Source organism: Novosphingobium sp. TH158, from assembly GCF_002855555.1.
Lineage (GTDB): Bacteria > Pseudomonadota > Alphaproteobacteria > Sphingomonadales > Sphingomonadaceae > Novosphingobium.
Window position 1 is genome coordinate 1592992 of the sequence record NZ_PKRT01000001.1, and the last position, 24176, is coordinate 1617167.

General features: G+C 62.2%; 26 protein-coding genes. 9 read left to right on the forward strand and 17 right to left on the reverse strand.

What is annotated here, in order from left to right:
• Nucleotides 1–5 precede the first annotated feature (5 nt).
• Complete coding sequence (locus C0V78_RS07860) at nucleotides 6–1574, reverse strand: cytochrome ubiquinol oxidase subunit I (protein WP_101797213.1); 1569 nt, start codon at nucleotides 1572–1574, stop codon at nucleotides 6–8.
• A gap of 120 nt (nucleotides 1575–1694) precedes the next feature.
• Between C0V78_RS07860 and C0V78_RS15260 the strand changes: the two genes are divergently transcribed.
• Nucleotides 1695–3320 (forward strand): ABC transporter ATP-binding protein/permease, encoded by a 1626-nt coding sequence (locus C0V78_RS15260; protein WP_101797214.1) that lies wholly within the window; start codon nucleotides 1695–1697, stop codon nucleotides 3318–3320.
• Nucleotides 3317–4915 (forward strand): ATP-binding cassette domain-containing protein, encoded by a 1599-nt coding sequence (locus C0V78_RS07870; protein WP_101797215.1) that lies wholly within the window; start codon nucleotides 3317–3319, stop codon nucleotides 4913–4915. The genes C0V78_RS15260 and C0V78_RS07870 overlap by 4 nt, the downstream gene beginning before the upstream one ends.
• Here the strand turns inward: C0V78_RS07870 and C0V78_RS07875 are convergent.
• Together C0V78_RS07875 and C0V78_RS07880 are read right to left on the reverse strand one after the other, a co-directional pair.
• Nucleotides 4905–5297: a helix-turn-helix transcriptional regulator gene (locus C0V78_RS07875; protein WP_158241510.1), complete on the reverse strand. Its 393-nt coding sequence runs from the start codon at nucleotides 5295–5297 to the stop codon at nucleotides 4905–4907. The genes C0V78_RS07870 and C0V78_RS07875 overlap by 11 nt on opposite strands.
• Entirely contained in the window at nucleotides 5294–5944 is a 651-nt protein-coding gene (locus C0V78_RS07880; RefSeq protein WP_101797217.1) for a peroxiredoxin, read from the reverse strand. Before C0V78_RS07880 ends, C0V78_RS07875 begins: the two co-directional genes overlap by 4 nt.
• A gap of 147 nt (nucleotides 5945–6091) precedes the next feature.
• Here C0V78_RS07880 and C0V78_RS07885 point away from each other — a divergent pair, with 147 nt between their 5' ends.
• Nucleotides 6092–6919 (forward strand): TlpA disulfide reductase family protein, encoded by an 828-nt coding sequence (locus C0V78_RS07885; RefSeq protein WP_101797218.1) that lies wholly within the window; start codon nucleotides 6092–6094, stop codon nucleotides 6917–6919.
• A gap of 128 nt (nucleotides 6920–7047) precedes the next feature.
• On the opposite strand, the gene C0V78_RS07890 is transcribed toward C0V78_RS07885, so the two are convergent.
• From C0V78_RS07890 to C0V78_RS07930, 9 genes are read right to left on the reverse strand one after another with little or no spacing between them, the layout of a single operon-like run.
• The gene (locus C0V78_RS07890; RefSeq protein ID WP_229822242.1) at nucleotides 7048–7542 is read right to left on the reverse strand and encodes a DUF2202 domain-containing protein; all 495 of its coding nucleotides are present in this window, start codon (nucleotides 7540–7542) and stop codon (nucleotides 7048–7050) included.
• Between the two features lie 36 nt (nucleotides 7543–7578).
• Nucleotides 7579–8049 carry a potassium channel family protein gene (locus C0V78_RS07895; protein WP_101797219.1) on the reverse strand — a complete coding sequence of 157 codons (471 nt, stop codon included), beginning with the start codon at nucleotides 8047–8049 and terminating at the stop codon, nucleotides 7579–7581.
• Nucleotides 8050–8079: 30 nt separating this feature from the next.
• A complete protein-coding gene (locus tag C0V78_RS07900; protein ID WP_144039855.1) occupies nucleotides 8080–8841 on the reverse strand; it encodes a hypothetical protein in 762 nt (253 codons plus the stop codon).
• Nucleotides 8834–9700, reverse strand: coding sequence for a class I SAM-dependent methyltransferase (locus C0V78_RS07905; RefSeq protein WP_101797221.1), 867 nt, complete (start codon nucleotides 9698–9700; stop codon nucleotides 8834–8836). The genes C0V78_RS07900 and C0V78_RS07905 overlap by 8 nt, the downstream gene beginning before the upstream one ends.
• 40 nt (nucleotides 9701–9740) lie before the next feature.
• On the reverse strand, nucleotides 9741–10187 hold the full coding sequence (gene trxC, locus C0V78_RS07910; RefSeq protein ID WP_101797222.1) for a thioredoxin TrxC: 447 nt from the start codon (nucleotides 10185–10187) through the stop codon (nucleotides 9741–9743).
• Nucleotides 10188–10201: 14 nt separating this feature from the next.
• Nucleotides 10202–10513: a helix-turn-helix transcriptional regulator gene (locus C0V78_RS07915; RefSeq protein ID WP_101797223.1), complete on the reverse strand. Its 312-nt coding sequence runs from the start codon at nucleotides 10511–10513 to the stop codon at nucleotides 10202–10204.
• Nucleotides 10510–13722, reverse strand: coding sequence for an efflux RND transporter permease subunit (locus C0V78_RS07920; protein ID WP_101797224.1), 3213 nt, complete (start codon nucleotides 13720–13722; stop codon nucleotides 10510–10512). Before C0V78_RS07920 ends, C0V78_RS07915 begins: the two co-directional genes overlap by 4 nt.
• A gap of 4 nt (nucleotides 13723–13726) precedes the next feature.
• Nucleotides 13727–14740, reverse strand: a complete 1014-nt coding sequence (locus C0V78_RS07925; RefSeq protein WP_101797225.1) for an efflux RND transporter periplasmic adaptor subunit — start codon at nucleotides 14738–14740, stop codon at nucleotides 13727–13729.
• Between the two features lie 26 nt (nucleotides 14741–14766).
• Nucleotides 14767–15099 carry a rhodanese-like domain-containing protein gene (locus C0V78_RS07930; protein WP_101797226.1) on the reverse strand — a complete coding sequence of 111 codons (333 nt, stop codon included), beginning with the start codon at nucleotides 15097–15099 and terminating at the stop codon, nucleotides 14767–14769.
• 167 nt (nucleotides 15100–15266) lie between these two features.
• On the opposite strand from C0V78_RS07930, the gene C0V78_RS07935 reads away from it, so the two are divergent.
• The 6 genes from C0V78_RS07935 to C0V78_RS07960 all read left to right on the forward strand — a co-directional run bounded on the left by C0V78_RS07935 (nucleotide 15267) and on the right by C0V78_RS07960 (nucleotide 20593).
• A complete protein-coding gene (locus C0V78_RS07935; RefSeq protein WP_101797227.1) occupies nucleotides 15267–16547 on the forward strand; it encodes an NAD(P)/FAD-dependent oxidoreductase in 1281 nt (426 codons plus the stop codon).
• A 12-nt stretch (nucleotides 16548–16559) separates the two neighbouring features.
• The gene (locus tag C0V78_RS07940; RefSeq protein ID WP_101797228.1) at nucleotides 16560–16763 is read left to right on the forward strand and encodes a DUF2892 domain-containing protein; all 204 of its coding nucleotides are present in this window, start codon (nucleotides 16560–16562) and stop codon (nucleotides 16761–16763) included.
• Between the two features lie 11 nt (nucleotides 16764–16774).
• Nucleotides 16775–18040, forward strand: a complete 1266-nt coding sequence (locus C0V78_RS07945) for a TolC family protein (protein ID WP_101797229.1) — start codon at nucleotides 16775–16777, stop codon at nucleotides 18038–18040.
• Between the two features lie 135 nt (nucleotides 18041–18175).
• Complete coding sequence (locus tag C0V78_RS07950; protein WP_101797230.1) at nucleotides 18176–18826, forward strand: peroxiredoxin; 651 nt, start codon at nucleotides 18176–18178, stop codon at nucleotides 18824–18826.
• A 62-nt stretch (nucleotides 18827–18888) separates the two neighbouring features.
• Complete coding sequence (locus C0V78_RS07955; protein ID WP_101797231.1) at nucleotides 18889–19806, forward strand: MBL fold metallo-hydrolase; 918 nt, start codon at nucleotides 18889–18891, stop codon at nucleotides 19804–19806.
• Nucleotides 19807–19810: 4 nt separating this feature from the next.
• A complete protein-coding gene (locus C0V78_RS07960; protein WP_101797232.1) occupies nucleotides 19811–20593 on the forward strand; it encodes a sulfite exporter TauE/SafE family protein in 783 nt (260 codons plus the stop codon).
• 124 nt (nucleotides 20594–20717) lie between these two features.
• On the opposite strand, the gene C0V78_RS14760 is transcribed toward C0V78_RS07960, so the two are convergent.
• The 5 genes from C0V78_RS14760 to C0V78_RS07980 are packed head-to-tail and all read right to left on the reverse strand — an operon-like array spanning nucleotide 20718 to nucleotide 24172.
• Nucleotides 20718–21185 (reverse strand): hypothetical protein, encoded by a 468-nt coding sequence (locus C0V78_RS14760; RefSeq protein ID WP_144039856.1) that lies wholly within the window; start codon nucleotides 21183–21185, stop codon nucleotides 20718–20720.
• The gene (locus C0V78_RS07965) at nucleotides 21182–22063 is read right to left on the reverse strand and encodes a tail fiber domain-containing protein (protein ID WP_101797233.1); all 882 of its coding nucleotides are present in this window, start codon (nucleotides 22061–22063) and stop codon (nucleotides 21182–21184) included. Before C0V78_RS07965 ends, C0V78_RS14760 begins: the two co-directional genes overlap by 4 nt.
• Nucleotides 22063–23604, reverse strand: coding sequence for a hypothetical protein (locus C0V78_RS07970; protein ID WP_101797234.1), 1542 nt, complete (start codon nucleotides 23602–23604; stop codon nucleotides 22063–22065). The genes C0V78_RS07965 and C0V78_RS07970 overlap by 1 nt, the downstream gene beginning before the upstream one ends.
• Nucleotides 23604–23864: a collagen-like protein gene (locus tag C0V78_RS07975; RefSeq protein ID WP_101797235.1), complete on the reverse strand. Its 261-nt coding sequence runs from the start codon at nucleotides 23862–23864 to the stop codon at nucleotides 23604–23606. Before C0V78_RS07975 ends, C0V78_RS07970 begins: the two co-directional genes overlap by 1 nt.
• Complete coding sequence (locus tag C0V78_RS07980; protein ID WP_101797236.1) at nucleotides 23861–24172, reverse strand: hypothetical protein; 312 nt, start codon at nucleotides 24170–24172, stop codon at nucleotides 23861–23863. The genes C0V78_RS07975 and C0V78_RS07980 overlap by 4 nt, the downstream gene beginning before the upstream one ends.
• Nucleotides 24173–24176 lie beyond the last annotated feature (4 nt).

Consider the following 24176-nt stretch of genomic DNA (forward strand, 5'->3'; position numbering starts at 1 on the left):
CTCCCTTATTCCGCCGGCAGCGGAGCATAGCCCGCCTGGCCGCGCGACATTTCGGGTTCATGGTGCTCTACCGGACCCTTCCGGATGGTGGCGATCATCAGGCGCACCTCGATGACAGCCAAAGTACCGTAGAGTAACGTAAAGCCGATGATCGTGGTCCAGATCTGGCTGATGGAGAGCGAGGATGCGGCAAGGAACGTCGGCAATACGCCTTCCACGGCCCAGGGTTGCCGTCCGATCTCCGCCAACATCCAACCGAACTCAATCGCGATCCACGGCAGCGGGATAATGGCGACCGCGATCTTCAAGAACCAAGGCTTGCTGAACTGACACGCCGAGGCGCAGTAGAAGGCCAACGCGAAGAACCCGATGAAGAAGAAGCCGAGCCCCGCCATGATACGGAACAGCCAGAACATCACCGGCACGTTGGGAATGGTATCCTTCGCGGCCAGCAAGATCTGCTGATCACTGGCAGCGCGCGGATCGGCCACGTGACGCTTGAGCAGCATGGCATAGCCAAGATCGGCCTTGTGCCGTTCAAACTGCTCGCGCGCGGCCATATCCGTGCGGTTGACCTTCAGCTTCTCGACCGCGTCATAAGCAACGATGCCGCTACGAATACGTTCGTCCGCCTTCAGCACCAGTTCGTTGATGCCCATGACCTCGCCGGTCAGGCTGCGGGTGGAAATCAGGCCCAGCACATAGGGGACCTTCACTTCAAAGTGCGTCTCCTGGGCTTCCATGTCCGGAATGCCGAAGATCGAGAGGCCGGCAGGGGCCTCCTCGGTGTGCCACATGGCCTCGATCGCGGCGAGCTTCATGCGCTGGTTGTCAGTCAGTGCGTAGCCGGATTCGTCACCCAGCACGACGACAGAGAGCGAGGAAGCCAGACCAAAGGCGGAGGCGACCATCATAGATCGGCGGGCCACATTGGTCCACTTGCCCTTGAGCAGATAGTAGGCGGACACGCCCATGACGAAGACCGATGCCGCGACATAGCCCGCGCTGACGGTGTGTACGAACTTGGCCTGCGCGACCGGGTTGAACAGGACCGAATAGAAATCGATCACTTCCATGCGCATGGTTTCAGGATTGAAGCGCGCACCGACCGGGTTCTGCATCCAGCCATTGGCGATGAGGATCCACAGCGCCGAAAGGTTGGAGCCGAGCGCGACGAGGAATGTGACTACCAGGTGCGCAACCTTCGACAGCTTGTCCCAGCCAAAGAACATGAGGCCCACAAACGTCGCTTCAAGGAAGAAGGCCATCAGCCCTTCGATCGCCAGCGGCGCCCCGAAAATGTCGCCAACGTAGTGCGAGTAATAAGCCCAGTTGGTCCCGAACTCGAACTCCATGGTGATGCCGGTAGCAACGCCGAGCACGAAGTTGATGCCGAACAGCTTGCCCCAGAAGCGCGTGATGGTCCGCCAGATTTCCCGGCCGGTCATCACATAGATGCTTTCCATAATGACCAGCAAGAACGACAAGCCAAGTGTCAGGGGAACAAAAAGAAAGTGATACATCGCGGTTAGCGCGAACTGGAGCCGACTAAGCTCGACAACAGCCATATCCATATGCACGCTCCTTCACCGGCCCTATTGCCGGACGGGACTCGACTCAGCGCATCCACTCAATTATTGAATTTGCGAATATGCTAACATGACACTGTCGTCAATTGTGATCTGAAAGTATCCATGCCCCTGCACCAGCCTCGATCCTCTCTCATAAGGTCGTCAAGCCTGACCGGCCAGATCGCAACACTATGGTGGCTGGGTGACACAGTAGGCGCCGTGCTGTTCGCCGGGTGTCTGGCCGCGTTTATCGCATCGTGGACAGCTGGTGGGCTTGCAAATCAGGCTTGGGGGCTGCTGGCCGGGGTAGGGTTAAGCGGATTGCTTCGCGCCGGCGCTCAGGCCTTAGCGGGGCTGAAAGGCCAACAGGCAGCCACTCATGCGAAGTCTGCATTGCGAGCCAGTGTGATGACCGCATTGCTGCCAAGCGGGCAAATGGGCGGCCGCCTGATTGGCGAGGATCTGCGCGTAGCGATCGACGACGTGGAAGCGCATGAAGGACTAATCGCCCGCTTTCAGCCGCTGCGGATGGCGGCCATGCTATCCCCGCTGATCATCGCAGCAGCGGTCGCTCTGGCCAGCTGGTTTTCGGCCCTGATCCTGCTGGCAACGCTGATCCCCTTCGGGGCGGGCATGGCGCTGGCGGGACTCGCCGGCAAAGCGGAGGCGGACCGGCAGTTCCTGGCCCTTTCACGATTGTCCGGCCTGTTCGTCGATCGCGTAGCCGCGCTTCCGGCGATCCTGGCTTTCGGGGCGGAGGATCGCGTTACGCGCCAGATCGGCGGAGCCGCCCGCGATGTTGCGGCCCGGACCATGCAGATCCTGAAAATCGCCTTCGTATCCAGCGCCATGATGGAGTTCTTCGCGGCCCTATCTGTCGCACTAGTGGCGGTCTATTGCGGCTTCTCGCTACTGGGGCTGCTACCGTTCCCGGCCCCGGAAGACCTGAGCCTTGGCGAGGCCTTCTTCGCCCTCGCGCTCGCCCCGGAATTCTATCTGGGCATGCGGCGGCTAGCGGCGGCCTACCATGACAAGCAGCAGGGTCAAGCGGCAGAACGCAGCGTGGCCGCAGCGCTAGAACAAGCTCATCGTACCACGCCGCCCGCTACAGCCCCTCTGCCCGATCGCATCGGCGAGCTCAGCACCCAAGGCCTTATGATCCGTTACGATGACGGCAATTCTATTGGCCCGATCACCGCGTCTTGGCGGGGGCCCGGCCTCCATGTCGTCACTGGCCCAACAGGGGTCGGTAAATCCTCGCTGCTCCATGCTCTGATCGGACTGGCGCCTGTATCGGGGGGGCAGATTATCCATGATGGTACGCCGGTGGCCGCGGAAGAGTTGCTGGCTCTTACCGGTTGGGCCGGGCAACGCCCTCTGCTGCTGCCAGGCACGCTGGCTGACAACCTTCAACTGGGGAACAAGAGCCTGGCACCGCAGGAACTGGCCCGGTTAACCGAGGCAAGCGGATTGTCCGCCCTGATCGCCGCGCGAGGTGAAGACCTGACGATCGATCCGCGCGGCTCCGGCCTGTCCGGCGGCGAACGGCGCCGGATCGGGCTGGTGCGCGCTATTGGCAGCGAGCGGCCAGTGCTGCTGCTCGATGAGCCGACCGCTGATCTCGACCCCGAAACCGCTGCCAAGGTCATTGCCTTACTGCAAGACACTGCCCGCAGCCGCCTGGTGATCGCGGCGACGCACGATCCGGCGCTGATTGCCTGTGCGACAAGCCGCATGGTGATGGCATGATCGAACGTCTCCTGCGCGATGCAACACGCAGGCAGCGCCGAAGCACGGTCATTGCCATCAGCCTGGCCATGGTTGCGGCGGTGGCCGGAGTAGCGCTTCTGGCCTTGTCCGGCTGGTTCCTGACCGGCGCTGCCATTGCCGGGGCGAGCGGCATCGCCAGCGTGCGCGCCTTCAACTACCTACTGCCCAGTGCCGGGATCCGGGGGCTGGCAATCGCCCGCACGCTCAGCCGCTATAGTGAGCGCTTGTACAGCCACCGGGCCGCGCTCTTTGCCCTGGCGGACTTGCGGCCTACGCTGTTTGCAAAGCTTGCAGGAACCGACCCATCCCGCGCTCTGGCCCGGTCCAGCGGTGATATGGCAGCGCGGCTTGGCTCCGATGTCGATGCGCTAGAGGACAGCGTGGTACGCAAGGTCACGGTTCCGGGTGCGCTGGCCGGAGCAGGTGCGGGCCTGATCGCGTCAAGCCTTGCAGGCTTGCCGGCGGCGCTTGCCTTGCTGGCGGGCCTTGCGGCGATGCGGCTATCCTCGCGGGTGCTGGCGCCCCGGCTGCTGACAAAGCCCCGTCAGGACCATGCTGCAGCTCTCAATCGTCTCAAGGCTGACTATACGAGTTATGCCGCCTGTTCCGGCGAAATCGCGGTCTATAACCTTGGCACGCAGGTCATCGCCGCGCTGGAGCCGCACGCCCGCGCGCTGGACGCGGCGCGCAGTGCGGTGGTCCGGGGCGAAGCGGTGATACAGGGCGCGCAATTGGTGTTGGCCGGCTTGACCGTGGCGAGCGTGCTGGCGCTTGCCGATGGCGGCGCAGCGCTGGTTGCCCTGGCAGCGCTTGCGGCGGCAGCCGCGGCGGAAAATTGGTCGGTGCTGGCCCGGACGGACATGGAGCGCCTGCGCGTGCAGGATGCCATCATCCGCCTGGAAAGCATCGCCACGCTGCCTGCCCGCGAGATCGATGCGGCTTTGTCCACTAACGGCGGGAGCATTGCCCTCACCATCGAGGGTCAATCCTATGTCGTGCCGCCGGGCGGGCGCCTGCTGATTGGCGGGCCTTCGGGGTCAGGCAAGTCGCGCCTGCTGGGCACGCTCATCGGCTTGCGCAGCGATGCGCCGGAGGGCCTGGCCGTGGACGGGCAGGGCGTTCGCACCCTGGGGCTAGCAGGCCTGCGCCCGCTCTTTGCCTACGCTGCGCAGGATGCCGGACTGATTGCCGGCACCGTCGCGGACAATCTGCGCCTGGCCCGCCAGGGCATTAGCGAGCCGGAAATGTGGGCTGCGCTGGAAACCGCTTGCCTTGCTGAAACGGTCCGCAACCTTCCCGAAGGGCTTACTCAGTGGCTCGGCGACAATGGCGCGCGCTTGTCGGGCGGCCAGCGCAAGCGTTTGGTGCTGGCCCGTGCGCTGCTAGCGGGCAAACCCTGGCTCGTGCTCGATGAGCCGAGTGAGGGCCTGGATCCCGAAACGGAGCACGCGCTGTATCAGCGCTTGTCCGCCTGGCTGGACCGCACCGAAACTGGATTGGTGTTGGTCAGCCACCGCAGCGGACTGCACGCGCTCGCTCGTCAGGTGGTCACGCTCGTCCCTGTCAGCGCGTAACGCGGCTGACACGGGCAAACATGGCCGCGCCGAGCCGGGCGTTACCGAAGCCAATATTCTCCTTCGGAACATTCACCTCGCCTGCGGGAACCAAGTCATCAAGAACGGCTCGGGCCACTTTCATCTGATCGGCATCAATCGTGTAGAACACCTGCTTGGCTTCACGCCGCGAAGAGACCAGCGCCGCCTTGCGCAGTATCGCCAGTTGCTGACTGAGCACAGAGAGACCAAGCCCCGTGCGCTCCGCGATGTCGCCCACCGAGCGCTCGCCCCCGGTCAACTCCTTGAGAACCGCAAGGCGCATCGGGTGGCCGAGCACGCGCAGCAGTTCAGCCTGCTCCTCGGTGCTGGTCGCAGTCTGGGAAGTGTCAGGCGCCATCATGACTGCTGGTCCGTAACTGGACGATAGAACCATTCCGTCGCCTTGTCGGCGGCCAGGGCGTCGTCCTTGCTGAACCCCGGCGGCGCCAGCAACCGATCGCCCGGCTGCCAGCCTTCAGGCGCCAGACATTGCCCATCTTCCGTACGCTGGAGTGCAGTAACGATCCTCAAGATCTCATCAACCGAACGCCCAACGGCCATCGGATACCAGTTCATCGCGCGGACAATGCCTGCCGGATCGATGAAATAGGCTGCACGCACTGATGCTGCATTATGTGCTTCGGCTGAAACCATGCCAAAGGCGCGCGCGATCTCGAGGTTGGGATCCTCGACGATGGGAAACGGCACAGTGACGCCCAAGTCGTCATGCAAGGCGCGGATCCAGGCGAGATGGGAAAACAAGCTGTCGACCGAATGGCCAAGCAGACTGCAACCCAAAGCCTCGAAGCGGTCAAAGGTACGGGCGAAAGCCACGAATTCACTGGTGCAGACCGGGGTGAAGTCGCCAGGGTGCGAGAAGAACACCAGCCAGCGGCCGCGATAGTCGGACAGGCGAACCATTCCTTCGGTCGAACGAGCAACGAAATCCGGCGCGGCTTCGCCAATGCGTACCGGGGCGTAACAAGCCTTACCGTCACTATCGTCCATATTCCCCTCCTGATCCGCCCCTGTTTGATCGTTTTAGATAAATGTTGCATTCATGGCAATGTTCCCGCTCTGGACAATCGGGGAAGCGTTCCTGCTAGACGTGGCAGTTACAACGTCATTGATATTCGTCATGATCGGCAAAGCACCTTGAACCCGGACACCATCATCCAGATTGGCCCGCTAGCACTGGCGCTGGACCGCCTCTTGGCAGTGGGCCTGATGCTCGCTTTCCTGACGGCACTGGACTGGATCGCGCGCCGCTATCGCGTGGCTGCCTGGCAACCGGCAGGCCTGGCCCTGCTGGCGGGCATCATCGCCGCACGGGCTGGCCACGTCTGGCAGTATCGCGAAAGCTATGCGCTGGAGCCGGTCGCGGCTCTGCAGGCATGGCTGGGCGGTTGGGACTGGCGTGCCGGCGTGGCAGCCGCCGGACTGGTGGTAATCGTGACCTTGCGCCAAAGCAGACCGGTACTAGCCGGGCTGGGTGTGCTGGCCGGCCTGGCTCTAGCTTGGGCCGGCTTCCTAGCTGCCGGAGAGAGCAAATCGTCGCTCCGCCTGCCGCAGGCCCTGACCCTGGAGCGGGTTACAGCGGAGCCCGGCGTTTCGCCGCACTGGCAGATTGGAGACCTGCGGGGGCGGCCCATCGTGCTGAACCTATGGGCCACCTGGTGCCCACCCTGCCGCCGCGAAATGCCGATGCTGACGCGGGCGGCCGCAACGGAGCGCCGGGCCGAAATCCTGCTGGTGAACCAGGGCGAAACGTCCGCCCAGATCAGGGTTTTCCTGCGCGCTCAAGGGCTTGATCCTGCCCATGTCGCCAGCGATCCGTCAGGGCTGCTGAGCGAGATGACTGGCGCCAGAGCGCTGCCGACGACCCTGTTCATTGCCAGCGATGGCACGGTCCGCCAGGTCCACACGGGCGAGATTACCCGCGTTCAGCTCGACATTGCGATCCGGGCGCTGGAACGGCCGTAACCTTAGCTCCTTTACGCAAGAGCCGGGACATTGCGGTCTGGCGACTAGCATCGCATCAAAGCCTGCCCGATCGGCCTACTGCAGAGGCCGCATCTTGCTCCAGCTGGGGAGGCGATGCTGCCGCGTGATCAGGTCGAGCATCCGCCGCGAGGGCCCCGACCCCGACCATGTCGACCCTGACTTCCCTGTCCATCTCTGGCGCCGCCACTTCCGCCCCCGCCGTTCTCACGTTCAAGGCAGCGGCGAAACGCCGGTAAGTGATTATCTCGCGATGCATCCTGCAGGTTCTGCAGGACATGCCGGACGGAAGCGTCGGCGATGGCGGGTAGCAGCCGATCATAAAGGGCGATGTTCTCGACCTCGGCCTCGATGGCCATACGGCAAGCCTCTGCCAGCGTAGCAGGGGCCATGCCCTTGCCTTGCCATTGATTGGCCGGGATCGCGAAACCTAGGCGTGTCATCTGCCGCTCAATCGCTGCGGAATGGCGCCGTTCGGCCTCGATGATGTTGATGAAGGGCCTGACCTCGCCAAATTTCTCAATGACGGCACCATAAGTCGCCTCAGCCTTGCGCTCGTCGTCTAGCGCTTCCAGCAAGACAGCTTCCAGATTGATGTTAGGCATGCTGGCACTCCTTGGAGACCTGAGTGAGCCGCGCGTTCATCGCCCATCACGGCCAATTTTGCGCTTGGGCCTGGGCCCATGCTGGGTCCAGAATTCCTGCATGACAAGATAGGTGAAAGACACTGACCAGCCGATCAGCCCGAAGCCCGTCAGGGATTCAAAACCGACCACGATGCGATAGGCACCATGCGGGAACAGGTCGCCAATGCCCAGCGTCGTGAAGCTGGTGATCGAGAAGTAGAAATAATCGACCGCGCTTCGGGAAAAGTGGCCCGCGATCTCGCCCAGCTGAGGAAAAGGCTGCATCAACCGGTACGTAACCGCAAAGATAACGATCTCGGCCAGGTGAGCGAGAAAAACTGCCGCGATCACCACCAGGACCTTGGGTCGCGGCGGAATGGTCAGCCGGGGAATGAACAGCGAGGTGAGGCGCAGCGCCTCATAGTGGACGATGACGCACAATCCCACGGTCGCAAAGGCAATCAGCAGGGCCCAGAACAGGATCATGGCAGCAAAGGCCTTTCCTTGCGGTGGAGATCAGGGAACCTGGACTTCGATCCGTCCCAACCCCGAACTTCCGGTAACCCTGTTGCGCGCGAACAGGACGAGGGTGTAGCGCCCGCTCGCCTGCAGCGGGAGCGTCCGGGCGAAGCCACCCGGCGATGACACGAATGCAAGTTCCGCCCTGCGAAGCTGCTGACCACCCTGCCAGAGGCTTGCCTCAACCTCGTAATCGGCAGAGTCCCATAGGCCGCCAGGGGTCAGCGGACAACCGCACATCGGCTCGACCTTCGCCGTAATCCGCAAGCCCTCTGGCTCAATGCTGGCCGTGGGAGTCACAGCAAGGCCGGGCAATTCGATGCTCCACCCATCGCCGGTGGTCATCGGCACTCCGGGCATCATCCAGCGCTGCGCAGTAACCTTGACGGCTGAACCTGGGCGGCCAAGCGCGCCCTTGACCTCCAGTTCGACCAAAGTTGGCCTGACGAGATCCAGCGTTGCGTAAAAGGCGGCTGCATCGTCCGTCGCGCGCAGCGGACTGCGGCCGGTCGACTGCATGATCCGATCCGTATCGCCGGTGCCGCCTGCCGTTATGCCCTCGGCGAGAATGCGCCCGCTCTCCGCATCGCGCAGGATCACCTGCGCCCCGCCGGTACTATCGCCAACGAACTTGGCGTCTTGGCTGATGACCCGCACCGTAACCGGTGTGGGTTCAGACAATGCCGGTGCGGCAAAAAGCAGGACTGCTGGCAGGCACGCGCCCCATAGACGTATGGCAAAGCCGCGATTGTCAGGCATTGGCGCTGACTAGCCAGATGGCATAACCCATCATCACCCCTTCGCCTGGGCGATAGTATTTGGTGTAAAGTGATGTCAGCTCCGCGGCAGCCGCCTCCTGGACCACCGGTGGGTAATCGAGCAGCGCCTGTCCAAAGGCGAGCGCGTGGCGCACGAAGGCTTGCGCCTGTTCCGGCGTGGCGCCTGGACCGCCGACGGGCAGCTCACCCTTGGCCGCAACGATGTTCACATTGCTGAAGCCTGCCGCAATCAGCGTTTCTTCCATGTAATCGTGCTCTTCAAAGGCAAACGGCCCTGGCGCGCGCGGCACGGGCGCGGGCATTTCGACATGACGGCGGGCGACGGCCATGCCTTCGAGCATCCATGGATTCTGCTGCGGCGGCCCCCAGACGGCAAGATCGAGCCGTCCACCCGGCTTCAGCAAACCGCGCAGGTTTGCGAAGGCCGAGACCGGCTCGGAAAAGAACATCGAGCCAAAGCGCGAACACAGCCGGTCGAACGGCGCCTCGGGTACGGCAACGGTCGCCGCATCGGCGCAGATGAAGCGCGCATTGGCAATTCCGGCAGCCGCCGCACGGCGCGTCGTGGCAGCGGCAAGGTCAGGAGAAATATCGATGCCAACGACTTCCCCTTCCGGGGTGACGGCCTTGGCAATGGCAAGGCTGGTCGCCCCGCCGCCAAAACCGATGTCCACCACGCGTTCTCCCGGCTGATAGGCGGCATGGGCCAGCAGCGCCGCGCCGGCCGGAGCAATCGTGCTTTCAAAGCCCGTGAGGTTGGCGAGCCAGCGCGCCCCCATTTCGCCGGCCCAGTCTTCATACTTGAGGGCATCGCCATGGTGTTCGGAGGAAGTGGTCATCGCAGAAATCCCTGAATTAAAGTCCAATAGGCCGAGTGCTTCACAACGCTCCAATAATGCGCTGCGCCCACGTTACGATAGCTGCGTGCGACATGGCTCCCGACTGACGGGCTATCTCGCGTCCTTTGTGAATCATGATGAGCGTAGGGATCGAGCGGATCCCGAAGCGTCCGGCAATAGCTTGCTCAGCCTCGGTATCCAGTTTACCAAGCCGGACTTGTGGTTCCAGCTGTGCTGCAGCTGCTTCAAACGCGGGCGCCATCTGGCAGCAAGGCCCGCACCAGGAAGCCCAGAAATCAACCAGTAGTGGGATATCGCTGCGGGTTGCATGAGCATCAAAATTTGTCGCCCCAAGGGTGACCGGATGGCCGTTGAACAGAGGGCCCGAGCATCGACCGCACTTGCCGTTCGCGGCGATTTTGTCGCGTGGCACGCGGTTGGCTGTCGTACAGTTCGGGCAGATGATCAGGAGCGGTTCGATTGCCATTTTTCCTGACACCCTTACCGAACCGTTTCCCCGCAAAGATCACAGAGCGCATGAATAATGGCCCGGACGGTCGGATCGTTAAGACTATAAAACCGCGTCTGGGCCTCGCCGCGGATAGTGACGACATTCTCATCTCGCAGCATGGCAAGATGCTGCGACACCGATGACTGTGACAGGCCTGATAGCTCAACCAGCTCACCAACAGACACTTCGCCCTCATCCATCCGGCACAACATCAGAAGTCGCTCTGGATGGCTCATTAGTTTCATGCGCGAGGCCATTGCGGCAGCGTTGGCTTTGAGTTCGGAAAGGTCAGCGGGCTTCATTGGGTTTCTTCCGTGTAGGCAATTCCGTCGTCGCGCAGCAGCACGTAAATGGCGGGGATCACTAGGACCGTCAGCAGCGTCGAACTGGCAAGACCGAACAGCAGCGAGATCGCCAAACCCTGGAAAATCGGGTCGGTCAGGATGACCGCCGCCCCGATCATCGCCGCTGCGGCAGTTAGCACGATCGGTTTGAACCGGATCATCCCGGCCTCAAGCAGGGTTTCGCGCAGTGACTTGTCCGCCGAGCGGGTGTGGCGAATGAAATCGACCAGCAGGATCGAATTGCGCACGATGATCCCGGCTAGGGCGATGAATCCGATCATGCTGGTGGCGGTAAAGGGCGCCTGGAACAGCATGTGGCCAAGGACGATGCCGACAAGGGTCAGCGGAACCGGGGTCAGGATTACCAGCGGCAGGGTGAAGCTGCGGAACTGGCCGACGACGAGGACATAGATGCCTAGCAGTGCGACCATGAAGGCCGCGCCCATGTCGCGGAACGTCACCCAGGTGATTTCCCATTCGCCATCCCACAGCAGCTTGGGCTTGCTTTCGTCAGCGGGCTGGCCGTTGAGCAGGACCTCGGGCTTGAACAGCCCAGCCGCCTTCCAGTCAAAGCCGTCCACCGCGTCGTTGACCGCCAGCATGCCATAGATGGGCGCTTCGTAGCGACCGGCCAGCTCTGCCGTGACCATGGCCGCACCGCGCCCGTCGCGGCGGAAAATCGCCGGGCTACCCGGCTCGATGCTAGCCGTGACGAGATCGCCCAGGGCAATCAGCTGTCCTGTGGGCGTTGCCGCCACCGGAGTTGCTGCGAGCGTGGCGGACCACTGGCGCTGCGCCTGATCCAGGGCAATCTCGATCGGCAGCGGTTCACGTTCATTGCCGCCCCGCGGAGCATAGCCGATGACCTGGGTGCCCATCAGCGCGCCGATGGAATCGAACAGGTGCCGCTCGGACAGGCCATACTGGTCAAGCTTGGCCCTATCAGGCACGAGGCGCAGCACGGGCCGGGGCTGGCCAAAGCTGTTGTCCACGTCGACCACGAAGGGCACCGAGCGGAACAGCTTTTCCACCTGGGCCGCTGTCTTTTGACGGGTTGCCTCGTCCGGGCCGTAGATCTCGGCAAGAAGTGTAGCGAGCACCGGCGGGCCCGGCGGGGTTTCCACCACCTTCAGCGACGCTCCTGCCGGCAGGGACAGACCTTTCAGCCGTTCGCGCAGATCAACGGCGATGTCATGGCTCGCCCGCGAGCGATCGCCCTTGGGCAGCAGAGTGACCATCAGGTCGCCCATTTCCGGCTGGTTGCGCAGGAAATAGTGCCGCACCAGCCCGTTGAAATTGAACGGAGCCGAAGCGCCGGCATAAGCTTCCATCGAGACGACTTCGGGCAGTTGCCGAGCAATAGCTGCGGCCTGCTCCAGCACGCGCGAGGTGGCCTCAAGGCTGGTGCCTTCGGGCAGGTCGGCAACGATCTGCACTTCGCTCTTGTTGTCGAACGGCAGCAGCTTCACCGTGACTGCCTTGAAGTAGAACATCGAACAGGCAACCAGCGTCGCCACGCCGACCCCGATCAGGAACCGCTTGGCCCCTTCTCGCGTAGCAATCACTTTCAACGCATAGTGCTTGTACAGCGCGCCCAACTTGCCGCCGTGGGCATCATGGCCATGGGTCAGCGCTTTGCGCGCAAAGCGGATCATCAGCCATGGGGCAATGATCACTGCGACGAAGAACGAGAAGATCATCGCTGCGGAAGCATTGATCGGGATTGGCGCCATATAGGGGCCCATCAGACCGGAGACGAACAGCATCGGCAGCAGTGCCGCGACCACGGTCAGGGTGGCAATGATCGTCGGGTTGCCCACTTCGGCCACTGCCTCGACTGCGACGTCGATCCGGCTGCGGTCATCGTCCATGGCCCAGTGGCGGGCGATGTTCTCGATCATGACGATGGCATCGTCGACCAGAATGCCAATCGAGAAGATCAGGGCGAACAGGCTGACGCGGTTGATGGTAAAGCCCATCACGTTCGAAGCGAACATGGTCAGCATGATCGTTGTCGGGATGACGATTGCCGTCACCCCGGCTTCGCGCCAGCCGATGGCAAAACCGATCAGGGCAACAATCGAGACCGTGGCCAAGGCAAGGTGGAAGATCAGCTCATTGGCTTTTTCATTTGCGGTTTCGCCATAGTTGCGGGTCACCGCAACTTCGACTCCGGCGGGGATGAGGCTGCCCTTCAGGCTCTCCACGCGTTCGACCACCTGCTGCGAAACGGTCACGGCATTGGCCCCGGCGCGCTTGGCAATCGCCAGGCTGACGGCGGGCGCCATGTTCCACTGGCCCTTGTTGTCCTTGGCCCAGCGCCATGACCGGGCCTGGTCCTGCGTTGGGGCCTGCTCGACCCGGGCAATATCGGACAGCAGCACCGGCGCGCCGCGGGCGCTACGGACCTGAATGTTCGCCAGTTCCTGCGCGTCACCCAGGCTATGTCCGGCAACGACCAAGGTTGCCTGACCTGCCTCGCGCACGTTGCCGACCGGGAAGGCGCGGTTGGCCTGGGTCACGGCTTCGATCAGATTGCCCAGCGGCACGCCATAGGTCGCCAGCTTGCCCGGATCAGGCACCACGCGCAGGGCCATGCGCTGGCCCCCGGTCAGGAAGGTGAGGCCGACATCATCAACCTTGGCCATTTCGGTGCGCAGCTTACCGGCCAGTTCGGCCAGAGCCTGATCGTTCCATTGCCCTGCCGCCCCCGGCTTCGGGGTCAATGTCAGGACGACAATCGGCACATCGTTGATCCCCCGCACGGTGACTTGCGGGAATGGTATCCCGGCCGGAATGCGGTGCTTGTTCGCCTCGATCTTTTCATTGATGCGGATCGCGGCATCTTCCGGGTTGGAACCGACCAGAAAGCGGGCGGTGACCATCACGCCGTGATCCTGCGCCTGGGTATAGACGTGCTCCACGCCGTCCACACTGCGCACGATGGTCTCAAGCGGCTTGGCCACCAGTTCTACCGCATCGGCTGCGGCCAGACCGGGTGCCTGGACCATGATGTCGACCATCGGCACCTTGATCTGCGGCTCTTCCTCGCGAGGGATCGAGATGGTCGCGATCAGGCCGACGATGATCGCGGCAAGCAGAAACAACGGCGTCAGCGGCGACTGGATCGTCGCCCGGGTCAGCTTGCCCGAAATGCCCAGGTCCATTGGTTCAGCCCCCCTTGGCCGGCGCGATCAGCGTATCGCCCGCAGCAACGCCCGAAAGCAGTTCTACCTTACCGGTTTCCGCCGAGGGGGCGGTCTGGACCGGAACCTGCGCCGCGCTGCCGTCCTTGGCGAGAACCGTAACGTAATCGATGCCATAGCGGCTGGTGACATAGCTGGCCGGAACCAGCAGGGCCTTGCGGCTGCCGGTTTCGACCTTGGCCGCCACGCGGCGCCCGATCGTGCTGTTGTCGATGCCGGGCATGTCGACATCGGCGATGACCTGACCCGCAGTGATCGCTGGATAGACTTTCACCACGCGGCCAGACCTTCCGTCAGCCATGACCTGCGCACCGGGGCGGACCTTATCGGCCAGCGATTCCGGCATGGTCAGGCGCACGATGGTGGGGCCAGCAGTGATTACGGCGATGGGCATGCCCGGAGCAACCGGAGAACCCGCGGGGACATCGGCGCGCAGCACCCGGCCATCGGTCGGCGCGACAACCTCGCCTTGTCCGGCAACAGCGCCTACGGCGGCTTGCTGGGCGCGTGCCGCGCGGACCTGGGCCTGCGCAGCCGAAGCTGCGGCCTGCGCCTGTTCCAGCCGCGCCTTGGCATAGACGCCGTTCTGGTGAAGGAAGCGCACGCGCTCCAACTCGGCTGCCGCCTGGGCGGCCTGCGCCTGTGCCGCAGCGGCTTGGGCGCCATAGGCTCCGGACTGATAGCCAAGCTGGCTGTCGACGATCCGTCCGATCACCTGCCCCTTGCGCACCATATCCCCCTCACGCACGGAGAGGGAGGTGAGGATGCCGGGTATCCGGGCAAGGACCTGCGCCTGATCGACCGTGGCAATCTCTGCCGCCACGTCTTGCCACGCAGCCGCATCGGTGGAGGCCAGAACCAGTCGCGGACCGGCGGGGGCTTTTTGAACCGCGGCGGTTTCTTCGCCAGAGCTGCAGCCTGCCAGAGGCAAGGCCAGCAGCAGACCGATTGCCGCAATCCCGTTCAGTTTGATTCGCATGTTGCAAGCCCCGCCCAAATTCTTGTTTATCGTTCGACCGGAAGGCCAGCCGAGGTCCAAGCCCCGAAGCCACCGGCGAGGTGAGTATCAACTGCCTCTTGCGCGACACTACATTTATCCAAGGCCATACCGGACCTTCTACCTCCAAGGCAGGTAAGGACGATGGCCTTGCCGCCACTCGGCGGAAGCTTGCTCGGCTGAAAAGTGGAAAGTGGCATATTTACGGAGCCAGGAATGTGGCCATCAGCAAACTCACTAGCCTCACGAACATCTACCACTAAAGCTTCGCCTTTGCCTAGCATTTCGGCGAGCTGTTTAGCGTTGATTTCCTTGTGCTTTGACTTTCCAAAACCAAACATGTTGCGACACTCCTGTCGATGGTGATCCGAGCCCAAGGGCCAAGACGCTCACTTTATGACTTGTACATATCGTACGACTCTTATATAAGTCAATGCCGATATCATACTCGCGCCAGTCTAGTCCCGCAGGGTCATTACAAACTGGGGGGGTCGATGGGAGAAAACTGATGGCGTTGCCGAAGATTGTTATTTTGGGAGCAGGGCTGGGTGGCACGATTGCTGCCTATGAGATTCGCGACGCCGTAAAAGGCAAGGCCGAGGTCATGGTGGTCAACGACCAGGATGATTACTGGTTTGTGCCGTCCAACCCGTGGGTAGCAGTACGCTGGCGGGAACCTGATGCGATCAAGGTCCACCTTCCGCCGATCATGGAAAAGAAGGGCATCGGCTTTACCTCAATCGGAGCAAAGCGCGTTCACCCTTCCGAGAACCGGATCGAGCTGAACGATGGAACCTCGCTCGACTATGACTACCTCGTAATCGCCACGGGCCCGGAACTGGCCTTTGACGAGGTCGAAGGATTGGGACCGGATGGCTTTACACAGTCAGTTTGTCGCACGGATCACGCGGCACATGCGGCCGACGCCTTTGACCGGTTCTGCGAGGCCCCGAAGCCAATCATTATTGGCGCCGCGCAAGGGGCATCGTGCTATGGCCCGGCTTACGAATTTGCACTGATCCTCGACACCGAATTGCGCCGGCGCAAGATCCGTGACCGGGTGCCGATGACATATGTCAGTCCAGAGCCCTATGTTGGCCACCTCGGACTCGACGGGGTGGGCGATACCAAGTCCCTGCTCGAAAGTGAGTTGCGCCATCGGCACATCAAGTGGATCACCAATGCTCGCATCGCCAAGGTTGAAGAGGGCACTATGCACGTCGAAGAGGTGTCAGAAGACGGCTCCCTCAAGGCTGAACATGCGCTGCCGTTTGGCTATTCGATGATCCTGCCCGCATTTCGCGGAATCGCGGCGGTCCACGGGATCGAAGGCCTGACCAACCCGCGCGGCTTCATCCTGGCTGACAAGCATCAGCGCAACCCGACCTTCAAGAACGTCTATTCACTGGGCGTTTGCGTGGCGATCCCACCGGTTGGTCCCACACCGGTTCCGGTCGGCGTACCCAAGACCGGCTTCATGATCGAATCGATGGTCACCGCCATCGCGGCCAACCTTGCGCTCGAACTGGCTGGCAAGGAACCGGCCGAAGAAGCGACCTGGAACGCCGTCTGCCTCGCCGACTTTGGTGATGGCGGCGTTGCCTTTGTCGCTCAGCCGCAGATCCCCCCGCGCAATGTGAACTGGGCATCTAGCGGCAAGTGGGTCCACCTGGCCAAGATCGGATTCGAGAAATACTTCCTCCACAAGGTCCGCCGCGGCACCAGTGAACCATTCTACGAAAAACTTGCGATGCACGCTCTGGGTATCCGCAAGCTCCGCTTCAAATAAGGAGATAGGGACATGACCCTTGATACCGCTGTCCTGCGTTTTGCCGGCTTCGTCGTTCTGCTTAGTGTTGTGCTTTCGATCTATGTCCACCCGTGGTGGATCGGGCTGACGATTTTTGCCGGGCTGAATATGCTGCAAGCCAGCTTCACCGGTTTTTGCCCGGCAGCGATGATCTTCAAGAAGCTGGGCGTTCGCCCCGGTAAAGCCTTCAACTGATCGAGGCATTGATGCGCCGCCATATCGCTTCCTTTATCGCTTTGTCCTGCGTTCTGTGCAGCCCCTCCGCACAGGCGCAGGACCTCGCCGCTGCTATCTCCGGTGCTTTGTCAAACGCCCCCACGCTTGCCGAAGCACAAGCCGGAGAGGCAGCGGCGAGAGCGCGACTGGATCGCGCCAAGGCGGAGGGAAATCCGTTACTGCGGGTCGAAGGCTCCTATGGCGCAGGCCGCATCGACAATGGCGGTTTCTTCGGCATTACCGCCGACAATGTCTCGCCGCTGGCCGCGCAGGCGACGGCAGAAATGCCGATCTATGCGGGCGGGCGGATTTCCTCTGCGGTCGCTCAAGCGCGGAGCGGCGCGGACATCGCGCGCTTCGGTGCAGAGCAAGCCCGGCTCCAGACGATCGTGAGTGCGGTCAGCGTCTATACCGAGCTATTGACCGCCCGGAAACTGGAGGAGCGGTATAACAAACTGGCTGTCGCATTAGCTGAAACCGAACGGCAGGCCGGACTGCGCTATCGGACCGGCGAGATTGCCAGCTCTGAACTTGCTCAGGCGCGGGCGCGCCGGGCCGAAGCCGATGCGGGGCTTGCGCAGGCGCAGGGTCGCCGCATTTCAGCCGAAGCTGCATACCAGCGTCTGGTCGGTTCGCCTGCAGGTGAACTAACCCCCTTGCCAGGCCTGCCGATTGTTCCCCCGTCGCTCGATCATGCGCTGGACATGGCGCGTGCTTCCAATCCCGCAATGCAGCAGGCACGAGCCGGGGTTGATGCGGCGCGCGCCGGGGTTCGGGCTGCGAAGGCGGAAGGCCTACCCTCGGTTGGCGCCTTCGCCGAGGCGGCCCATGTCCGCGACCAGTTCTTCCCAGGTTACAGGGCGGATTCCGTCGCGGTCGGCGTTCGTGGGCGCTGGACGCTCTGGGCCGGTGGCCGCGTGGCGGCGCAGACTCGGGCAGCTGACGCGGATCTTGATGCCAGCGAGGCGAGGCTGCGCCAGGCCGGTCAGGCACTGGAAGGCATGGTGATCGATGCCTGGCAAGGCCTTGCCACCGCGCGCCGGATGACCGAGGCTTCGCGCCTGCGGCGTGATGCGGCGGAAGAAGCGCTGCGCGGCACCAGGCTGGAGGCGCGGGTCGGAGCCCGGCCAACGCTGGCTGTTCTTGATGCTGAGCGTGAGGCAATCGAAGCTGAAGCTGCGCTGCTACAAGCTGAGGGTATGCAGACTGTTGCGGCTTGGCAGCTCAATGCACTCAGCGGGAATTTGCAGCCTTAGGAGCGAGGATACGGTTGATTGTGGCAGTATCAGCCGAACTTGGATTGAGAAACTCGATCACAGTAAATAAAATATCATGTTTTGCTAATTTACTGAACTGAGATACCTAACGCTCATCAAGCCAAGGAGGTATCCATGACCGAAGAAAAGATTGCTATCGCTGCCATGCCGCGGATCAACGAGCCAGCCCCTGATTTCAGTGCCAAGACCACCCATGGCCAACGTTCGCTGACGGATTACCGGGGCAAGTGGCTCGTTCTGTTCTCTCACCCGGCCGACTTCACCCCGGTCTGCACCACTGAGTTCATGGGCTTTGCTCGCCATGCCGATGAATTCAAGGCAATGAACACCGAACTGCTCGGCCTGTCGATCGACTCCAACTATGCCCACATTGCCTGGGTCCGTTCGATCAAGGAGAAGTTCGGCGTCGAGATCCCCTTCCCGATCATCGAGGACATCTCGATGAAGGTGGCAACCGCTTATGGCATGGTCCACCCGGGGGCGTCCGACACCCAGGCCGTTCGCGCCACCTTCTTCATTGACCCCGAAGGCACGATGCGCGCCATGGTCTATTACCCCATGTCGAATGGTCGCTCGATTGCCGAATTTGTCCGCCTTATGCAGGCCCTGCAGACGGCCGACGCCAACAAGGTTGCGACGCCCGAAGGCTGGCAGCCCGGTGACAAGGTGATCGTGCCGCCGCCGCAGACCGCGCCGGCAGCCGAAGCTCGCGCCGGCGAGGGCTACGACTATGTCGACTGGTATTTCAGCACCAAGACCCTTTAAACCGGGTTAGGCAATCGGCGGCACCTCGGTGCCGCCGACAACCGTCCACGAGAGGAATGAGTATGTCAGACCCCGTCATTGCCGCCGCAGCAGAGATCGTGCAGCAGGCCGATCCGGCGGCGGTCCAGGTTCGGAGCTTCTTCGATGAAGCGACCTTTACTGTAACCCATGTGCTGTCCGATCCTGCAAGCGGCAAGGCCGCAATCATCGATAGCGTACTTGATTTCGACCCGGCGTCAGGACGCACTTCTACGAGTTCGGCCGATGCCTTGATCGCTTACATCCGCGAGCAGGACTTGGAAGTTGAATGGCTGCTGGAAACGCATGCCCATGCCGACCATCTGTCAGCCGCGCCCTACCTGCAGGAACAGCTTGGCGGCAAATTGGCGATTGGACGCCACATTCTTACCGTGCAGGAGACCTTTGGCAAGATCTTCAATGAGGGCACCCGTTTCGCACGCGATGGTTCACAGTTCGACCACCTTTTCGACGAGGGTGACCGTTTCTCGGTCGGCTCCATTCCAGCCATTGCGCTGCATGTTCCCGGGCACACTCCTGCGGACATGGCCTACGTCATCGGCGATACCGTGTTCATCGGGGATACCCTGTTCATGCCGGACTATGGCTCTGCCCGCGCCGACTTTCCCGGCGGGGATGCCCACGTCCTCTACCGGTCTGTGCGGCGGTTGCTGAGCCTGCCCGAAAGCACCCGACTTTTCCTGTGTCATGACTACAAGGCGCCAGGCCGCAATACCTATGCCTGGGAAACCACTGTCGCGGAGCAACGCAGCGGCAACGTGCATCTCCACGACGGCATCAGCGAAGACGATTTTGTGGCCATGCGCAAGGCACGCGACGCCACGCTCGACATGCCGCGCCTGATCCTGCCATCGATACAGGTCAACATGCGCGGTGGGCATTTCCCGGAACCCGAAGAAAATGGGGTCAGCTACCTCAAGCTGCCGCTGAATAGGCTCTGACGCGATGGCGCTCGACACCATCCAGTATGTGCTGGGCGCAGGGTCCGGTGGACTGGTCGGTTTTACCCTTGGCCTGGTCGGAGGGGGCGGTTCGATCCTCGCCGTCCCGCTCATGGTCTATCTGGTAGGCGTGCCTCAGCCGCACATCGCGATCGGCACAAGCGCCCTTGCAGTCGCGGCCAATGCCGCAGCTAACCTCGTTCCGCACGCCCGGGCCGGGGCGATCAAATGGCGGTGCGCCGGAATGTTTGCTGCGGCAGGGGCTGTGGGCGCCTACGCCGGCTCGACCCTGGGCAAGGCCATGGACGGACAACGACTTTTGTTCCTGTTCGCCTTGCTCATGCTGGTAGTGGGCGCACTGATGATCCGCAATCGCAAGGATCCCGGCAATCCTGATGTCCAGTGCCGCCGCGAGAATGCGCCAAAAGTTATGGGCTACGGGCTCGGCACCGGCTTATTCTCGGGCTTTTTCGGCATCGGTGGCGGTTTTCTCATCGTACCGGCCCTGATGGCATCAACTGCCATGCCGATGCGCAATGCCGTTGGTTCATCTCTGGTAGCCGTGACCGTCTTTGGGCTAACGGCCGCCATCAACTATGCCTTTTCCGGTTTCGTGGACTGGTGGTTGGCTGGAGTGTTCATTGCAGGCGGTATTGTAGGAGGATTTGCAGGAGCCTTGCTTTCACAACGTCTTTCTTCAGTTAAGGGCGCACTTAACTCGGTTTTCGCCGCACTGATTTTTGTGGTTGCGGCCTATATGTTGTGGCGGAGTGGCCAAGCCTTATAAACGATCGAGGTTGTAATATGTCTTGATGTATTCGACTAATACCGCGCTCATTTTTGGTGGCGGACTGACTGCAGCATTCATCTGCGGGATATCGATCGAGGCACCGGCCCGAGCAATCGCTGGTTCACGCATATCCCTCGTTGATCAGCTCAACCTGCCAGTATCGGGTTACACCTCCAGCGGTCGCACTGACCGTCCAGAAACTCTGCCGGATCGAGTAGCCCGTATTCGAAAGGCGGAAGGTGATCGCCGTTGATGATCCCCCAGACGCGACGTTCACAAATGACCCAGTCCCACCCGACCCAGACCAGGTCCAGACGGCGGACTGTGTGCACTGGATTGTAACCGCCGCATTTCCTCCTCCGGCAGCCCAGTCGCTGAGTGCGACCGGCGATCCACTCGACAGCCCGCCCGCGGGCGTGAATGCGACAGACGATTTGCCGTAGAGGTTGGACAATTTGATCGCCCCGGAGGCAATACCAGCCAAATTGCGGACCGCGGTTTCGCCTAGTGAAGTGGTGGTGCCGGCCGCGCGGCCGAGCTCTGCGCCGACATTGCCCAGAGATATCGGGCCGGTTGTTTGCAGGGTCATTGTCGCGCCTCAAGCTTGGCAATGGTACGCGCTTGGGTGTCGCTGAGATCAGCGAGCTCTTTGACCGCTTCGATGAGCAGTCCCACCAGGTTTCCGTAGGCGACAGACATGAGCCCATCGTCATGGGTCATGACTGCTTCGGGCACGATGGGAGCCAGTTCCTGGGCAACGAGACCGATACCGCGACTGCCCGTGTCACGCTGAGTGAAGGTCACTCCGCGAAGCTTGCGGACGCGATCCAGGGCGTCAGAAACCGTCTCCACGTCGGTCTTGAGCCGCGCATCGGAAAACGCCGTCACGTCGCCAGTAGCGGTGATGGTTCCCGAGACCGAGATGCTGCCGGTGAAGCCTTCGCCCGCCTTGTTGGCAGGCGTGAAGCCCAGTGCACCGGTCACATCGCCCGAAGTCATAGAGGAGCCGGCCGTTACCCGTCCTTTGGCGTCTACAGTGACCTTGAGATAGGTCCCGGCCGTCACGCCGCTGTTGGCCAGCGTGGCGGCGAACGAAAGATTGCCAGAGCCATCGAAGCTGCCGCTCGTCCCTGTCACATCACCGGTCAGCGCAATGGTGCGCCCAGTCGCCCACCTGGTTGCTGTCGCGGCATTGCCGGTGCAGGATCCTGAGGAACCGGTGATCGACCCACTGGCCGTGATATAACCGCTGGGGTTGGTCGAATTATAGGGCGTGAAGCCCAGCACAGTCGTCACCATCGCCGAAGTCAGATTGCCAAAGCCCACCTGAACGACGGTGCCGCCCGCAGTCTTCGAATAGAGCTTCTGGTCAGCCAGATTGACGGCGAGTTCGCCCGCCTGCAGCGAAGCCGCCGCGGGCACGCTGGAGGCAGTCGAAGATCGTTTGAGCAGGATGGTGCTCGGCATCAGAAGGTTCCACCATCCAGCGTCACGCCATCAATCGAGCCACCGGTGATGGCGACGTTGCTCGCCGCCTGGGTCGACATGGTGCCGAGCCCGGAGATATCGGTGTTGGGGATCGTTGCCGACGCGGTGAAGGCGGAGGTGCCATTACCCTTGAGGTAGCCAGTAAGAGTGGTCGCGCCCGAGCCGCCCTTGGCCACGCCTAGCGTGCCGCCGATGTTACCCAGCGTCAGGTTTGCTTCGTTGACATCGACAGTTAGGTTGCCCGCCAAACCATCGCCATTGGTGACTGCGATCTTGGTCGAACCGGCCGTTAGCGTCCGCGCTGCCACAGTTCCAGCGGCTGTGCGGGCGATTATCCCGTTGGTGCCAAGGTTGTGGAGCGCCAGCGCCTGACCGGTCAGTGCAACAGTGTCAGCGGCTACGGCAATACCGGTCCCGGCCCCTACATCAATCGTGTTGCCGGTCTTGGTGAGGCCATTGCCGGCCACGATCTGCCCAGCGCCATTGAATTGGACGAAGGCGATGAACGTGGTGCCAAGCGTGCCACCGGTATCGGCCGTGCAAAGATAACCAATATCAGCGTTCACCGTGCCTTGTTCGACAAACAGGTACGCCGAGACATGCTCGTCCCAAGTCGACAGATCGATTGCGCGCGCCCAGGCACCCGAGGCAACGACATAGACGCCGTTGGCCGAAGCGGTGGTCTGGTCCTTCACCAGCACGCGGTCGCCAACAGCAAGCGCCACCCCGTCAATGGTCATAGTCCCGGAGAGTGAGGCGATGTTTGCGGTCGAGGCAGCTTTGACCGAAGCCTTCGGATCGAGCCCCTGAACGGTCAGATCGACGTAATTCTTGGTGGCTGCGTCCTGGGCGGCGGTCGGATCCGCCAGCCCGGTGATGCGCTGGTTGTTGAGACCCAGTGCCGCGGAGGGCGATGCCAGTTGATCGAGCCGGTTGGCGCGAACTCGGGCATCAGTGAAATAGAGGTTGGTACCTTCAGAGACGTCGCTGGTGGAGAGCGTGATGGCACCGGTGCGGCCGGCAACCGAAGTCACCGGGAAGGTGATTGCGACGTTGCTAGCGGCCGTTACGCGCCCTTTGGCGTCAACAGTGACCTGACCGACTTGCGTGGCAGAGCCATAGGAGCCAGCGGTCACGCCGCTGTTTGCAAGGGTCGCGGCAATGGTTGCATTGGCGGTGCCATTGAACGAGGCTGTGCCGCTTACATCACCGGACAGGCCGAGCGAACGCGCCGTTGCCAGCGCGGTTGCAGTGCCCGCATTGCCGGAAATTGAACCCGCAATCGTGCTCGAGAAAGTCTTAACCCCGGTGATCGTCTGATCACCTGAAATCCCGACAAATGCGCCCGGGCCACCAATCGCAATGACGGACGTCGCCGCCCCACCAGCGCCGCCCGTGCCTGTCCCATAGTAGAGCGTATTGTCCTGCTCGTTGAATGCGAGCTCTGCGTTGGCGAGAGTTGCGGGGGCGCCTGCCGCACCGCCTGCGGCGCGGCGCTTGATACGAAGAGTATTGGCCATCAGAAATTACCTCCATCGACCAGCCTGGCCGAATTCGTGTTGGTCCACCGGTTGTCGGGAGACGAAAAAATAAGGACGTCGCCGCCCTCGGGCTGAGCCAGCTCGACATCCGAGAGATCATTGAGTGCGCTAAGCGGCCCGGGCGGCCCTTGCGGCCCCTGTGAGCCGGTCGCGCCGGTTTCTCCGCGGGGGCCGGCAATGCCTTGGGGCTCGATGACGATGGTCTGCACCGTCTCCAGGATCTGGACGGTGCTGGTCATTCGACATCAAACGTGAAGGCCGGCAAGACCTCACGCTCCCCTTCACCATTTTCGAGACCGACAATCAGCCAGACCCGCCCGGCCCCCGGTTTGAGGTGGGCCGTCTGCTCGTCAGTCCAAAGCACTTCGATTTCGCCCAAATTAGGCGGGCTGCGAACGGTGATAGCCGGCACAGCGACATTGGGGCTCTGATCGACCACGAGAGCGGTAAGCGCCGTCAGATCTCGACGAGCCCCCGCAGCAAGGTTCGCAAACAAGGTGGCGCGCAGGCGCCGGGTGCCGCCGCGGCGGATAGTCAGCCTGGTCATGGGT

Excerpts from the sequence above, each read along its gene's own strand:
- C0V78_RS07860 (WP_101797213.1), bottom strand. The coding sequence starts at position 1,574 with ATGGATATGGCTGTTGTCGAGCTTAGTCGGCTCCAGTTCGCGCTAACC.
- C0V78_RS15260 (WP_101797214.1), top strand. The coding sequence starts at position 1,695 with ATGCCCCTGCACCAGCCTCGATCCTCTCTCATAAGGTCGTCAAGCCTG.
- C0V78_RS07870 (WP_101797215.1), top strand. The coding sequence starts at position 3,317 with ATGATCGAACGTCTCCTGCGCGATGCAACACGCAGGCAGCGCCGAAGC.
- C0V78_RS07875 (WP_158241510.1), bottom strand. The coding sequence starts at position 5,297 with ATGATGGCGCCTGACACTTCCCAGACTGCGACCAGCACCGAGGAGCAG.
- C0V78_RS07880 (WP_101797217.1), bottom strand. The coding sequence starts at position 5,944 with ATGGACGATAGTGACGGTAAGGCTTGTTACGCCCCGGTACGCATTGGC.
- C0V78_RS07890 (WP_229822242.1), bottom strand. The coding sequence starts at position 7,542 with ATGCCTAACATCAATCTGGAAGCTGTCTTGCTGGAAGCGCTAGACGAC.
- C0V78_RS07895 (WP_101797219.1), bottom strand. The coding sequence starts at position 8,049 with ATGATCCTGTTCTGGGCCCTGCTGATTGCCTTTGCGACCGTGGGATTG.
- C0V78_RS07900 (WP_144039855.1), bottom strand. The coding sequence starts at position 8,841 with ATGCCTGACAATCGCGGCTTTGCCATACGTCTATGGGGCGCGTGCCTG.
- C0V78_RS07905 (WP_101797221.1), bottom strand. The coding sequence starts at position 9,700 with ATGACCACTTCCTCCGAACACCATGGCGATGCCCTCAAGTATGAAGAC.
- trxC (WP_101797222.1), bottom strand. The coding sequence starts at position 10,187 with ATGGCAATCGAACCGCTCCTGATCATCTGCCCGAACTGTACGACAGCC.
- C0V78_RS07915 (WP_101797223.1), bottom strand. The coding sequence starts at position 10,513 with ATGAAGCCCGCTGACCTTTCCGAACTCAAAGCCAACGCTGCCGCAATG.
- C0V78_RS07920 (WP_101797224.1), bottom strand. The coding sequence starts at position 13,722 with ATGGACCTGGGCATTTCGGGCAAGCTGACCCGGGCGACGATCCAGTCG.
- C0V78_RS07925 (WP_101797225.1), bottom strand. The coding sequence starts at position 14,740 with ATGCGAATCAAACTGAACGGGATTGCGGCAATCGGTCTGCTGCTGGCC.
- C0V78_RS07930 (WP_101797226.1), bottom strand. The coding sequence starts at position 15,099 with ATGTTTGGTTTTGGAAAGTCAAAGCACAAGGAAATCAACGCTAAACAG.
- C0V78_RS07935 (WP_101797227.1), top strand. The coding sequence starts at position 15,267 with ATGGCGTTGCCGAAGATTGTTATTTTGGGAGCAGGGCTGGGTGGCACG.
- C0V78_RS07940 (WP_101797228.1), top strand. The coding sequence starts at position 16,560 with ATGACCCTTGATACCGCTGTCCTGCGTTTTGCCGGCTTCGTCGTTCTG.
- C0V78_RS07945 (WP_101797229.1), top strand. The coding sequence starts at position 16,775 with ATGCGCCGCCATATCGCTTCCTTTATCGCTTTGTCCTGCGTTCTGTGC.
- C0V78_RS07950 (WP_101797230.1), top strand. The coding sequence starts at position 18,176 with ATGACCGAAGAAAAGATTGCTATCGCTGCCATGCCGCGGATCAACGAG.
- C0V78_RS07955 (WP_101797231.1), top strand. The coding sequence starts at position 18,889 with ATGTCAGACCCCGTCATTGCCGCCGCAGCAGAGATCGTGCAGCAGGCC.
- C0V78_RS07960 (WP_101797232.1), top strand. The coding sequence starts at position 19,811 with ATGGCGCTCGACACCATCCAGTATGTGCTGGGCGCAGGGTCCGGTGGA.
- C0V78_RS14760 (WP_144039856.1), bottom strand. The coding sequence starts at position 21,185 with ATGACCCTGCAAACAACCGGCCCGATATCTCTGGGCAATGTCGGCGCA.
- C0V78_RS07965 (WP_101797233.1), bottom strand. The coding sequence starts at position 22,063 with ATGCCGAGCACCATCCTGCTCAAACGATCTTCGACTGCCTCCAGCGTG.
- C0V78_RS07970 (WP_101797234.1), bottom strand. The coding sequence starts at position 23,604 with ATGGCCAATACTCTTCGTATCAAGCGCCGCGCCGCAGGCGGTGCGGCA.
- C0V78_RS07975 (WP_101797235.1), bottom strand. The coding sequence starts at position 23,864 with ATGACCAGCACCGTCCAGATCCTGGAGACGGTGCAGACCATCGTCATC.
- C0V78_RS07980 (WP_101797236.1), bottom strand. The coding sequence starts at position 24,172 with ATGACCAGGCTGACTATCCGCCGCGGCGGCACCCGGCGCCTGCGCGCC.